This is a genomic window from bacterium (assembly GCA_019912885.1).
Taxonomy (GTDB): domain Bacteria; phylum Lernaellota; class Lernaellaia; order JACKCT01; family JACKCT01; genus JAIOHV01.
In genome coordinates, this window is record JAIOHV010000160.1 from 1 (window position 1) to 13,928 (window position 13,928).

At 67.2% G+C, this 13,928-nt stretch carries 9 protein-coding genes; all 9 read left to right on the forward strand.

Annotation, left to right across the window (positions count from 1 at the left end; genetic code table 11):
• Positions 1-278 (forward strand): TolC family protein (locus tag K8I61_13975; protein ID MBZ0273141.1); only part of this gene is annotated, 278 nt, incomplete at its 5' end.
• A 1-nt stretch (position 279) separates the two neighbouring features.
• Entirely contained in the window at positions 280-1,608 is a 1,329-nt protein-coding gene (locus K8I61_13980; GenBank protein MBZ0273142.1) for an efflux RND transporter periplasmic adaptor subunit, read from the forward strand.
• Positions 1,605-4,808 carry an efflux RND transporter permease subunit gene (locus K8I61_13985; GenBank protein ID MBZ0273143.1) on the forward strand — a complete coding sequence of 1,068 codons (3,204 nt, stop codon included), beginning with the start codon at positions 1,605-1,607 and terminating at the stop codon, positions 4,806-4,808. The genes K8I61_13980 and K8I61_13985 overlap by 4 nt, the downstream gene beginning before the upstream one ends.
• A 93-nt stretch (positions 4,809-4,901) precedes the next feature.
• Entirely contained in the window at positions 4,902-5,513 is a 612-nt protein-coding gene (locus K8I61_13990; GenBank protein ID MBZ0273144.1) for a hypothetical protein, read from the forward strand.
• A gap of 399 nt (positions 5,514-5,912) precedes the next feature.
• Positions 5,913-6,548 carry a GspH/FimT family pseudopilin gene (locus K8I61_13995; GenBank protein MBZ0273145.1) on the forward strand — a complete coding sequence of 212 codons (636 nt, stop codon included), beginning with the start codon at positions 5,913-5,915 and terminating at the stop codon, positions 6,546-6,548.
• Positions 6,545-6,937: a prepilin-type N-terminal cleavage/methylation domain-containing protein gene (locus K8I61_14000; GenBank protein ID MBZ0273146.1), complete on the forward strand. Its 393-nt coding sequence runs from the start codon at positions 6,545-6,547 to the stop codon at positions 6,935-6,937. The genes K8I61_13995 and K8I61_14000 overlap by 4 nt, the downstream gene beginning before the upstream one ends.
• Positions 6,934-10,443, forward strand: coding sequence for a prepilin-type N-terminal cleavage/methylation domain-containing protein (locus K8I61_14005; GenBank protein ID MBZ0273147.1), 3,510 nt, complete (start codon positions 6,934-6,936; stop codon positions 10,441-10,443). The genes K8I61_14000 and K8I61_14005 overlap by 4 nt, the downstream gene beginning before the upstream one ends.
• Entirely contained in the window at positions 10,428-11,591 is a 1,164-nt protein-coding gene (locus K8I61_14010; GenBank protein ID MBZ0273148.1) for a pilus assembly PilX N-terminal domain-containing protein, read from the forward strand. Before K8I61_14005 ends, K8I61_14010 begins: the two co-directional genes overlap by 16 nt.
• Positions 11,592-11,809: 218 nt before the next feature.
• A complete protein-coding gene (locus tag K8I61_14015) occupies positions 11,810-13,768 on the forward strand; it encodes a glycoside hydrolase family 3 C-terminal domain-containing protein (GenBank protein MBZ0273149.1) in 1,959 nt (652 codons plus the stop codon).
• Positions 13,769-13,928: the final 160 nt, after the last annotated feature.

The following is a 13,928-nucleotide window of genomic DNA, read 5'->3' on the forward strand; positions in this document are numbered from 1 at the left end:
GCGAGGTGGAGGTCGCCGCCGCGCGCTCGCGAGAGCTGGCGGCGCAACGCGAGGCGTATCGCGCGCAGCTCGCGGCGGCGGACGCGGCGCTCGAGCAGTCGCGCTACCGCTACGTCAACGGACTTGCGGACTATCAGGCGGTGCTGACGGCGCTTGGCGCTCGGCAGCAGGCGGAACTCGGCCTGATCGAAACGCACCGGCAACTCATCGCGGCGCGGCTTGCGCTTTATGACGCGCTCGGCGGCGCGTGGACAAAAAACATCGGCGAGGAAGGTTGATATGCCCCCGTGGAAACGCGCGTTGTTCTTCTTTCTCATCGTCGGGGCCGGGGTGGGCGTCGCCTTCGCCATGGTGAAGCTGCAATCGCCCGCCAAGCGCGGCACGCCGGCCCGCGAGGCGCCGGCGATCGACGTGGTCGTCGCGGCGCCCGCCGCCCGGCGCATGCACGTTCCGTCGATGGGCGTCGTGCGCCCGTCGCGGCGGATCACCGTCGTGCCCCAGGTCGGCGGCAAGGTCGTTTACCAGTCCGACAACCTCGTGCCCGGCGGCATCCTGCGCGCGGGCGAGGTGATGATCCGCATCGACCCGCGCGAATACGAGCTGGGCGTTGACGAGGCGAGGGGCCGCGTGCGTCAGGCGGAGCTGGACCTGGAGATCGAACAGGGGCGCGGCGAAGTCGCCCGGCGCGAATGGGAGTTGCTCGGCGAAACGGGAACGCCGGACTCGGGCGCCCTTGCGCTGCGCAAGCCGCAGCTCGAAACGATGAAGCAACATCTCGAATCGGCGAAAAGCGCGCTCGAGCGCGCGCGGCTCGCGCTGTCCCAGACGACGATCCGCGCGCCGTGGGACGCTCTGGTCTCGACGGAGAACGTGGACGTGGGGCAGGTCGTCGCGCCCGGGCGCGAGCTTGCGGACCTGGCGGGCATCGATCGCTTCTGGGTGGAGGCGTCGGTGCCGGTGGAGACGCTGGCGAATCTGACGGTGCCGGGCCCGGCCGGCGGCGAGGGATCGCCCGTCACCGTGACGCACGAGCTCGACAAGCGCCGGTCGATCGTGCGCGAGGGTCGGGTGCTCGGCCTTGCGGGCGGCATCGATCCGGCGACGCGCACCGCGCGGCTTCTGGTGGGCATCGACGATCCGCTTTCGACCGAGGGCGGGCGGCTGCCGCTTTTGCCGGGCGCGTTCGTGTCGATGGAGATCGTCGGGCATGAGGTGGAGCAGGTGGTGCAGGTGCCGCGAACCGCGATCGTCGAGGGCGAGGCGGTCTGGATCGCGGGGGCGGACGGCAAGCTCGCGCGCCGCGACGTGGACGTGGCCTGGGCCGATAGCGGTTTTGCCTATGTCGCCGAAGGGATCCGCGACGGCGAGCGCGTGATGGTGACGCGCATGGGCCTTCCGATCGCCGGCATGGAGGTCGATCCGCGCGTGGTCGACGTCGAAGTCGCGGCGGGGAACCCGGATGCGATCGAAAGCCCCGCGAGCGACACGGCCGAAGGCGGCGGCGGGGCGGTCCAGGGCGGCGTCCCCGCGGCGGATACGCCGGCGGTAAACGGCGAAGACCCGGGCGTCGAGGGTGCCGCGACGGGCGAGGCGGAGGCCGGCGAATGAACGGAGCCAACGGCGAAGGGCGCGGCCCGGTCGCGTGGATGGCGCGCAATCCCGTCACGTCGAATCTGCTCATGTTCGTCGCGCTCGTCGGCGGCCTGATGGGCCTGTTCGGGACAAAGCAGGAGATCTTCCCGGAGTTCGACCTCGACTTCATCAACGTGCAGGTGGAATACCCCGGCGCGACGCCCGCGGACGTGGAGCAGGGCGTGACCCTCGCGATCGAGGAGGCGGTGCGCGGCCTGGACGGCGTCAAACGCGTGACGTCCGTTTCCGTCGAGGGCTTCGGCGTCGTGACGATCGAGCTTTTGCTCGGCGTAAACAACGACCGCGTGCTCTCGGATGTCAAAAGCGCGATCGATGAGTTGCGCACGCTGCCCCAGGACGCGGAGGAGCCGAAGGTCGCGCTCATGACGCGGCGGCGACCGGTTATCGACCTTATCGTCGCGGGCGACATGGAGTTTGGCGCGCTGCACGAAATCGCGGAGAAGGTGCGCGAGGATCTGCTGGCCGATCCCGGCATCACGCAGATCGAGATGTACGGCGTGCCGCCGCTTGAGATCGCGATCGAGATCCCGCGCGCGACGCTGGAGTCGCTCGAGCTGACGCCGGAGCAGGTCGCGGCTCAGGTGCGCGGGGCGTCGGTCGAATTGCCCGGCGGCGACGTCGCGACGCGCGGCGGCGACATCCTCGTGCGCGTTTCGGACCGGCGCCTTTCGGGGGCGGATTTCGCGGACATCGTTTTGAAAGGGACGCCGGCGGGCGGATCGGTGCGTCTGGGGGATGTCGCCCGGATCACGGACGGTTACGCCGACACGGACCAGGCGACCTATTACCACGGCATGCGCGCGGTCGGGTTGATCGTGCAGCGCGTGGGCGAGGAAACGCCGATGGGCGTATCGCGCGCGGTGCGCGACGTGGCAGCCCGTCTTACGGAGGAGCTTCCGGACACGGTGACCATCGCGATCTGGGACGACGATTCGGAGATCCTGCGCGATCGCATCGACCTTTTGCAGCGCAACGCGAAGATCGGCCTGGTTCTCGTTCTGATCGTGCTCGCGCTGTTTCTCGAAGTGCACCTGGCGTTCTGGGTGGCGATGGGCATTCCGGTTTCTTTCATGGGCGCGTTCCTGTTTTTCCCGTGGCTCGGCATTTCCATCAACATGATCTCGCTGTTTGCGCTCATCGTGACGCTCGGCATGGTGGTCGATGACGCGATCGTGGTGGGCGAAAACGTGTTTTCGAAGATCGAACAGGGCGTGCCGCGCACGCGGGCGGCGATCGAGGGCGCGCTCGAAATGACGCTGCCGGTCACGTTCGCGGTGTTCACGACGATCGCCGCGTTTTCGCCGCTTCTGTTCGTGCCGGGCGTGATGGGAAAGATCTTCGGTTCGTTCCCGATCATCATCGGTCTGATTTTCCTGGTGTCGCTCGTGGAGTCGTTTTTCATCCTGCCCGCGCATCTGGCGCACGGCCGCGGGCGCGAGCCCACCGGCCTTCTGGGATGGATCGAGCGCGAAAGGCGCTTTGTCGGCCACGGGCTCGACCGTTTCATCGAAAAGATCTACCGGCCGATCGTCGAATGGGTGCTGCGTTTCCGGTATGTGACGATGGCGATCGCCATCGCGTCGCTCGCCATGGGTTTCGGCCTTGTGGCCTCCGGCATCCTGCCGTTCAACTTCTTTCCGGACATCGAGGGCGATCAGGTCGCGGTCGGCGTGCGGCTCCCGTTCGGCGCGCCGATCGAGGACACGATGCGCGCCCAGCGTGCGCTTGAAAAAGCCGCGAACGAGACGATCGATAAATTCGGCGGTGAACAATACACGCGCGGCCTTTTGACGATGCTCGGCGAAGGGATGCGCGCGGGCGGGTCGAGCGGCGCCAGCCAGGAGATCGGCAGCCACGTGGTGACGATGGAGCTGGCGCTCGTGCCGCAGGACGAGCGCGCGTTCACCTCCGGCGAGTTCGCCGCGGCGTGGCGCGAGGCGACGCCGCCCCTGCCGGGCGTGGAATCCCTGGTGTTTTCCGCGGCGGTGGGACCAAGCGCGGGGCACGCGGTGGATGTGCAGCTTGCACACTCCAACACGGCCGTGCTCGCCGAGGCGGCCCGGCGCGTGGAGGAGATGCTCCGCGGGTATCCGGAGCTGATGAGCATCGAAAACACGTACGCCGCGGGCAAGCCGCAGCTTGACTACCGGCTCAAGCCGTCGGCCCGCAATCTCGGGCTGACCGCGGGCGAGTTGGCGCGGCAGATTCGCGGCAGCTTTTTCGGGGCGGAGGCGTTGCGCGAGCAGCGCGGTCGAAACGAGATGCGCGTCATGGTGCGCCTGCCCGAGAGCGACCGCGGATCGGAGTTCGACATCGAGCAATACCGCGTGCGCACGCCCGACGGCGCCTTTGTGCCGCTCGGGTACGTCGCCGATGTCACGCGGGCGCGCTCGGCCACGTCCATCGTGCGCGAGGACGGCCGGCGCATCGTGAACGTCCGCGCGAAGCTCAAGCCGGGCGTGCCGTCGCCGAGGCCGGTGATCGAATCTTTGCAGGCCAACGACATCCCGAAGCTTACGCGCGATACCCCTGGGCTCGCGGTCGAGTTTGCGGGCCAGCAACGCAGCCAGCAGGAGACGTTTTCGCAACTGGGGCGCAACTTCGTGTTCGCGCAGTTTCTGATCTTCGCGCTTCTGGCCGTGCCGCTTGGCAGCTACGTGCTTCCGCTCATCATCATGTCGGCGATCCCGTTCAGCATCGTCGGCGCGCTGCTTGGCCACCTGGGCATGGGGTACAGCCTGTCGCTCATCAGCATCTTCGGCATCATCGCGCTGACCGGCGTGGTGGTGAACGACTCGCTGGTGCTGGTGACGACGGCGGTGCGGATGCGGGCGGACGGCCTTGACGCGCACGACGCGATCGTCGGCGCGGGGGTGCGGCGTTTTCGCCCGATCCTGCTCACGTCGCTGACGACGTTTTTCGGCCTGGCGCCAATGATCTTCGAGACGAGCGTGCAAGCGCGCTTTCTGATCCCGATGGCGCTTTCGCTGGGCTTCGGCATCGTGCTGTCGACGCCGGTCGCGCTGACGCTCGTACCCGCGAATTACATGATCTGGGAGGACATCAAGCGGTTTGTCGCCCGGCGGCGGGCGCGCGGCGCCGGCAAAACGGCGGACCAGGCGCCGGCGGCGGATGACGGGGCGACGCGGACTTGAGGCGGGCCTCGGCGCGAAAAATTCGCGCGGCGCCATCGTGGGATTCTCCGTTTCGGCGAAATGCGCGAGAATGAACGCGAAGGAGAAAAATATATGCCGCGCCGGAAAAATAATGCCGCCCTCCTCTTCTCGTTTTTTTTCGCGTTCGCGCTTGGGGCGTCGGGCGCGGGTTGCGGGTGCGACGACTCGCTGTTCGGCGATTCCAGCTCGCCCACCGGCTCCAACGTCAATTCCACGCCGCCGAGCCTTGCGCCGGGCGACGACGAGGTTTCCGGGGACCCGATGTGCGTGGAGGATCCCGAGGTGACCGAGTGGCCGGTCAGCGGATACATGGTTCGCTTCAAGGACGAGGACAGCGCCGAATTTCACGCGTGGGTTTCCTCGCCGGGCGGCGCGACGCGCATCGCGACGTGGCTTGACGGCACGCGGTCGCCCGCCACGTTCGGCATTCCGCGCGGCCCGCTCGAAGCCGACGGCACGTGGAACCCGGGCTATTCCTTCCAGTTCGTGCCCGACGAGATCGCCTTTACGACCGAGGCCGAGGACTGGTGCGACGAGACGGCGTGCTTCGTCGAGGACGGCGTCGAGCTTTGGGACGATCCGAGCCCGATCTGGTGCCCGTGGAGCGCGCTGGTGATCGGCATCTGGGATTGCAACGAGGGCGAGGACCCCTGTCCGCAGGTGTATCCGGAACCGGGTTTGTAGGGGCGCGATTATTTCGAGCCCGCATCGCGCGGCGTTCACGATACTCGATGGACAACATGGACAACATCGACGTCATGGACCGCATGGACGGGTGACACCGGTGCGGCGGCGCGGGTCGCGGTGCACGGTTATCGACGGCCGGGAATGCGAAATCCGCGCTCATCGTGACCCTGGCGCGCCGCATTTCAATTCCGGAATTTCTTACTCCCACCCTTACGTTTCGTTGCGTTCGTAGATCGCGCGATGGCGCGCGCGGGCGCCGATTCGTGCCGCGGCCTTTCTTCGGATAACTAAAAAAGCCGCGCCTCCACTGGGGATTTTCGGGCGTTTTTCCGCGCATTCATCGACGGCGCGACGTTGGCACCTTCGTTGCACAACAGGAGCACGGAGGACCAGTCCGTGAACCCGACGCACGCGCAAAAACCGAAACCCGGACGGCGAGACGGCCGCGGGGGTTCGCGCGCGAGCCGGGGGTTCACGGTCATCGAGCTGATGATCGTCATCGCGATCATGTCGATGACGGTCATCGCGATGCCGTCGTTTCACAACTGGCAGGCGGTCCTGCGGACCAACACCGCCGTGCGCGCCGTGGCGGCGGACATGCGCCTGGCGCGTTCGCTCGCGGTGGATCGCTCGCTGGATGTGTACGTCGAGTTCGATCTCGCGAACGGCTCGTACAACATCTACGTGGACGCCGACGGCGACGGCCCGCAGAGCTACGACCTGACGAAGTCCGTCGATCTCACGGAGCTTGGCGAGCAAACGCAATTCGGCTCGTTGTCGTCGGTGTCCGTCGGCGGCGGGTCGTTGACGGCGTACGTGATGCTGGAGGGCGCGCCGAGCCCGCCGCGCATCGTCATGAAGCCGAACGGCTCGGCGATCCATCCCGGCGTCATCTACCTGGCGAACGGATACGACATCGCGCGCGGCCGCGTCGAGCGCTGCCGCGCGGTGCAGGTGCTCGGCACCGGCGGCGTTTCGCAGTGGCGTCACGACGGCACGGATCCCGACAACCCGTGGGTGGGATTCGTATGACACGCGATCGCGCCAAACCATGCCGGCGGCACGCGCGGCGCGGCGGCTTCACGATGACGGAAGTCGCCGTGTCGATGCTGCTTCTGACGGTCGGGCTCGTCGCGGCGACCTCCACGCTCGTCGCGGTGTATCAACACCGCGATCTGTCCAAGACCCTGATGACCGCCACCAATCTCGCGGAGGAGCGCATGGAAGCGCTGAAATCCGGCACGTACGGCCAGGCCGCTGACAACGAGGAAGACTTCGGCGACATCGCGGAATATCCGCAATTCCGGTGCGTCACGACGGTGACGGAAAACGAAACGGATACGCTAAAGACCGTGGCCGTGGACGTGTCGTCGCATAACGGCCTGTCAGTCCGCCTCGAAACGCTGGTGGCCAAGCGATGACGACGCCCACGCTGCCTCGCCGCGAAAGCCGCCGCCTCGGGTTCACGCTCGTCGAGCTCGCCGTCACGACCGCCGTCGCCCTGGTGCTGATGGCCGGCGCGTACGGCCTTTACATCATGCAGTCGAAAAGCTACCTCGCGGTCGAGGAGGAGACGCGCTCGTTGCAGAGCTCGCGCCTTGCTCTCGAGCAGATTTCGCGCGAGCTGCGCATGGCGAGTTTCGGCGTCATCGGCACGCAGACGTTCACGGACGCGCGTGCGACGCGGTTCACGTTCCTCGGCGACGTGGACAGCGATGTCTCGGGCGCGCTCGCGGTCGCGGCGAATCCGGGCGACACGCAGATCTACATCGATCTCGACGACGGGCAGGACACGGTGGACGCGAGCGACTACGTGTTCATCAACGCGTCGGGCACGGTGGAGATGATCCCGGTGGCGCAAAGCGGCGACGCCTACGACACCTCGCCGGAACCGGATGTCATTTTCCTTGACGCGCCTGTTTCGCACGCCTATCCGGCGGGCGCGACGATCGTGAAGACCGTCGAGGCGACAACGTACATATACACCGCGGCGACGCAGTCACTGTCCAAGAACGGCGCGCCTTACGTGGACGGCGTCGCCGATCTCGCGTTCCGCTATTTCAACGAGCGCGAGGATGAGATGGCGCCCGAGGCGCTGGCGTCGCTGACGCAGGCCGAGCGCGCGGGCATCCGCCGCGTGGCGATCGACCTGACGACGGGCACGCTGCGCGAGACCTCGACGCCGCGCACGTACCGGCTGGCCGTGGACCTGCGCAACATGGGCAACCCCGGATTCGGACTGGATGCGTGCGCGCCGAACGCGCCGTCGTCGGTGACGATCACGGAGTCCGGCACGTGCGGCCTGTTCGGCGTTGCGTGGTCGCCGCCGGTATCGAATGCGTGCGACGGCACGGACGTGACCGACCTTGGCGGATACAAGGTTTCGTTCGGGCTTGCCGACGGCGCGGATTTCACGCCGGCGTTCAACGTCGCGGACGACACCGCCACCGAGACGATCGTCGAGGACATCCGGCTGGAAAGCGGCAACACCTATCGCGTGCGCGTGGCCGCGTACGATCGCAGCTTCAACGAGAGCGAATTCAGCAGCGAGACGACGTTCGTGCTCACCGACGCGACGCCGCCCGACGTTCCGGAAAACGTGGATGCGTCCGCCGCCGCGGGCAGCGTGACGGTGTCGTGGGATCCGCCGGCCGAGGACGCGCTGCGCGGCTTCCGCGTGTATCGCGGCACGACGCCCGATTTCGTTCCCGGCCCGGTCAGCCTTGTCGCCGACGAGACCACGCTTGAGGACGGTGACCTGGAATACACCGACACGGCGGTCGTCGCGTGCACGACGTATTACTACCGGGTCGCCGCCGTGGATTGCGCCGACGCGGGCGATGCGTCCGACCTCGCCTACGGCGACGGCGGCGGCGCATTGGCGGACAGCCCGCTTTCCGGCATCACGAGCACGACGCCCGTGGAGTCTCCGCCGACGCCGCCGGCGTCCGTCGCCCCGTTCGGCGCGAGCGGATCGGACGGCGCGGTGCGTCTTTCGTGGACCAATCCGGCCGACGCGGATTTCGAGCGCGTGATCCTGCGCTATTCGACAAGCGGCTATCCCGCCACGACGACGTCCGGCTACGAGCTGGCGACGATCGAGGGACAGCCCGGCGCGGCGCACACGTACGACCATGCCAATCTGACCAACGGAACGACGTATTATTACTCCGCGTTCGCGTGCGACCGCTGCGGATCGTGCGCGGCCGGCGCGCAGGCGAGCGCCGCGCCGAACGCGCTCGCGCCGGTGGTGCAGATCACCTCGCCGGCCGAAGGCGCGATCGTCACGAACGGGCAGATCGTTTTCGAGGCGAAGGCGTACGACCCGGACGAGCTGAATCTGTCCAGCCCGCCGAATCTATCGCTCGATAACGGCAAGGGCATCGCGAGGATCGTCCTTGACGTGACGCCCGCGCCCACCAGCGGCACGTGGCCGCGCACGGAGTTCGTGAAATCGTACTGCGGCTTCGGCGGCGACAGCACGCCCTGCCCGGCCGGCAACATCGCGGACTGGTGTCCGGGCACGTACAGCCTGTCGGCCGCCGCGACGGACAACGAAGGCCAAAGCACGCCCGCGTCCTATCGCCAGATTCACGTGCAAGGCGGCGGCGTCGGGCGGGACGAGTCCATCGCGCCGTCGCTGTCGGGCACGTACAAGCAGAACCTGGCGTTCGACATCCGCAACGACGCGGCGTCGAGCGCGTCGATTACCGGCGTCACGATTTCGTGGGACCGCCCCAACGCGCGCATGGCGGCCGTTTCGTTCGACGGCGACACGATCTGGTCGCCCGCGTGGAACGAATCGCCGGCGGCAAGCGGCGAGACCATCGCCCTTGACGATTCGGACGAGCCGGATCTCGGCTCCGGAGAGACGGCGACGATCCTGCTTTCGTTCGAGCACTTCGGCGCCGGCGTGACGGGATCGGCCCTGGCCGGATCGACGAACCTGACCGTGACGTCGTCCGCGGGATTTTCCGCCGGCGATGTCGTGCACATCGGCGAGGGCGGACTCGCCGAATCGGCCACGATCGCGGCGGTAAGCGGCGCCGCGCTGACACTGGCGACCCCGATGTCCTACACGCACACGTACGGCGAACGCGTCTCGCTGGTTTCGGACGACGCGCAGATGTCGATGGCCGGCGCGCTTGTCACCGTCCAGATCGCCTATCAGCTCGGCTCGGGCGGTCAATCGTGCGCGGGCGCTGCGTTCGATGTCATCGCGGCGAGCGGCCCGGTGTTCGGCACGGCGTATCAGGACGAGCCCACGATCAACACGCCGATGTCCGCGTCGGTGGGCGCGGTGACGGTTGAGGAGTACGACCCGGTTCCGGTGCACGTGACGGTTGTCGACGGCAGCGGCCTTGGCGTCACGTCGGTGGACGCGTACTACAAGATCGACGCGACGATGCAGGGCACGCCGCCCTCGACGGGCTACGGCGCGATCGCGATGTCGGAAAGTTCCGGAACGTGGTCGGCCACGTTGCCCTACGCCTCGAACGCGCGCGTGTGGGTGTATTTCGTCGCGACCGACGGGGTCGGCGCCACCGCGCGCAGCCCGCAGGCCGGCGCGTATGTTTACGATCTGACGGCGGACACGACCGCGCCGATGTGCCCGCTCGGCCTTTCGGCCGCGGCGACCGGCATGAAGGAAGTCGCGCTTTCGTGGATGCCCGCGAGCGAGCCGGACGTCGTCGGCTACAACGTCTACCGCAACGCGGAATGCGGCGAATTCGGCAAGAAGTACACGCAGGTGCAGGACCAGTCGCCCGGCGGCTCGGTGGACTACACCGACGATTATAACAAGCTGAACACGACCAAGGACTGCTACGGCTATTTCATCACCGCCGTCGATCTCGCGGGCAACGAAAGCGCGAGTTGCGGGTCGTACGTCGCCAGCGCGGGGGATTGTCCATGCGGAAGCAACTGACGATCCGCCGCACCGGCGCCGCCTCTCGCCCCGAGCGGCGCGGCGTCGTGATGGTCATCGTGCTGATGGTCATGAGCGCGACGCTGCTCGTGGGGCTGGCGGCGATGCTGACCTCGTCCACCGACATGAAGATCAGCTTCAACTACAAACGCGGCACGATGGCGTTTTTCGCGGCGGAGGCGGGCGTGCAGCGGGCCATCGCGGAGCTGCGCGAGGACCAGGACTGGTCCGACGGATTCGAGCTGACCGACCAGGACAACGGCACGGGATACGAGGTGGACGTGACGCACATCTCCTCGCAGCTCGCGAGCATCCGCGCGCAAGGCAGCGGCGGCGCGAGCCGCCGCACGATCGAGGTGATCGTCAACATCGATTCGGCGTATTCGCACGCGCTGAACATCGGCGGCGATCTCACGATGGCCGGCAAGCCACGCATCAGCGTGGAGGGCGTGCGCTTGAACGGCGATGCGTTCATGGACCTCGACAACGGCACGCCGTCGATCAACGTCTTCGCGCCGGCGGACTCGGTCATCACGTTCGCCGACGGATCGGAAACCGAGCCGGTCCAGCACATCGACACGCCGCCGTTCGACACCAGCGGCGCACGCCTGTCGGATTCGGACTGGAACGAATTGGCCGCCAACGCTCCGGACGCCTGGTCACACGACGAGGACGGCATCCCGGGCAACGCCGACACGACGGTGACGATCAACAACCTGAATTTCGAGAACGTGCCCGCGGCGGCGGACGGGAAGCGAACCATTTACGTGGACGGCGATGTGACGCTGACAGGTAGCGTGGCGGGCATCGGCACCGTGATCGCGACGGGAAAGATCATCGGGCAGGGCGGTTTTCACACAAGCGGCACGCCGACGATCAGCTTCATCTCGCGCGATGACGTGCTGTTGAATTTCGACACGAACGCGCAATCCGAATTGAACGGCCTGACGTATGCCGAAGGCGACTACGAGATGCACGGGAAGATCAAATACACCGGCGTCGTCACGTCGTTCGGATCGGCGATCATCCAGAATCCTTCGGAGTTCACGAACAACAACGACCCGAACTACTGGTACACCTACTCCGCGGCGTACAGCATCGTCGCCGACCCCGTGGATGTGCTGCTGTGGCAGGAGGTGATGGGGTAAATCGGGAATTGCGAATGGGGCATGGAATCGCGGAATCGCAATCCAACACGAAGGCACGAAGGGCACAAAGAACGCAAAGGACACGCAGCGCACGGAGCCTTTCGTGTTGTCCGTCAAGTCCATTCAGTCCATTGAGTCCATATTGTCCGTCGGGCACCGGCGCGGGCACGGGTAGGCGCCGATGACACAAGCGGGTGCGTGTCGGGTATGATGCGCGCATGCGGGCGGACCGGTCCCTCATTCGCGTGTTGTTGCTCGCGGCGTTCGCGGGCGCGTTGACACTCGCCGCGGGGTGCGTCTTTGGCGACGAGGCCGAAACAGGCGCGGACGATCCACTGCCGTCGCCGGGCGCGTCGAACGAAGACGGCGTCGATGACGACGCCGTTCCCGGCGATGATGACGGCGATGACGAAACCATCGCCGATCCGCACACGCTTCCCCTTTGCGAGGTGGACGATGCGCGTGTCGAAGAACTTCTCGCGCGCATGCCGCTTCCGGCAAAAATCGGGCAGATGTATTACGTCGGCGTGGACATGCTGCCGGGCTTCGCCGGCAAGGATGCGATCCGCGCGATCAACGAATTGCGCGTGGGCGCGATCCACGAACGGATATTGTTCACGCTCGGCCTGACGCCGCGATGGAGCGCGAAAAACGCCAACGCCCTGCAGCGGCTCGCGTTCGAAAACGACCCGCCCGTTCCGCTTCTCCTCGGGATCGACCAGGAAGGCGGCGCGTCGCAGACGCTTTCGACGACGACCGGCGGCACGGACACACCGGGCAACATGGGCCTTGGCGCCACGTTCGATCCCGCCGTGACGGCCGATGCGTACGCGCTGATGGCGGACCAGATGCGCGAGCTTGGCGTCAACGTGAATCTCGCACCCGTGCTCGAGGTGATGACCTCGCCGGGCGAGACGTCGATGTACACGCGCACGTTCGGCGGGCTGACAGACTGGGTTTCGCGCCACGCGCGCGCGTCGGTGTCGGCGATGACGGCGCGGCGCATCATCGCGACGGCCAAGCACTTTCCCGGCCAGACCGCGGCGCCGGGTGACGAACACACGTCCGTGCCCGTCTCGACGCACACCGACGCCGAGCTGCGCGCGATCTACCTGCCGCCGTTTATTGCCGCGATCGAGGCGGGCGTGCCGATGATCATGCCGACGCACGCGCGGTTCGACGCCTGGGACGACGAACGGCCGCCGACAATCTCGCGCGCGATTCTCACCGACTTGTTGCGCGAGGAGCTCGGCTTTGACGGCGTCATCATCACCGACGATCTCAACATGTTCCCCGTGGCGAACGTCGATCACGGCGACCTGGTGGACCTTCTCGCCATCGAGGCCGGCGCGGACATGATCATGGATATCGGCGGGGAACCGCTTGTCGGGGGTGGCTCGCCGGGCGACTACCCGACCGATCTCGGCGAGCGCATGGCGTATATCCAAAGCGCCGTTGAAAGCGGCCGCGTGACCGAGGCGCGCATCGACGCATCGGTGCGGCGCATCCTGCGCATGAAGATGCGCTACTGCCTGTTCGAGGCGCCGGCGCGCGACGCGGCGACCGTGGACGAGCGCGTCGATACGCCCGGCCAGCGCGAGATCGCCGCGCGCCTTCACGAACGCGCGCTGACATTGGTTCGCGACGAAAACGCGTATCTGCCGATCCCCGCGCCGGGCGCGCCCGGGTCGCGCGTTCACGTCATCGCGCCGTCGCCGCTCATCCTTGAGATGTACCCCGGCGCGCCGTGGCCGAACCTGTGCACACGGTCGCTGTACAAGGCGATGCAGGCGATCGATAGCGCGACGACGGGGACGCGCTTCTCGTCGCCGCTATGGAAACGGCGCGCGGACGCGATCGTCGCGGGGGCGGCCGCGTCGGACGCGGACGTGTTCGTCATCGGCACCTACAACGCGCGGGCGGATGCGCGCCAGGCGGACATGGTGCGTCGCGTGCTGGCGCTCGGCCGGCCGACGATCGTCGTCGCGCTGGCGATGCCGTACGACCTGTCCGCGTTTCCCGACGCGCCCGCTTATCTTGCCGCGTATTCCAACCGCGACATCGCGGTGGAAACGGTCGCGCGCGCGCTGTACGGATGGGCGGCGCCACAAGGGCGCCTGCCCGTCGCGATCCCGGGTTTGTACCCGGCGGGCCACTCGGCGGTTTCCAAAAACTGACGCGCCCGCGCCGCGCTTGACGAGAAGGCGCCGGGCGGTGGCGGCGCGGCGCTAACAGCCGCAGCCGCAACGGCTCTCGTCGCTCCCGCCTGACAATCCGCCTCGGGGATCCGGAACATCGTCCGGATTCTCGGGCGTGACGTCCGCGTCGTCGTCGTCC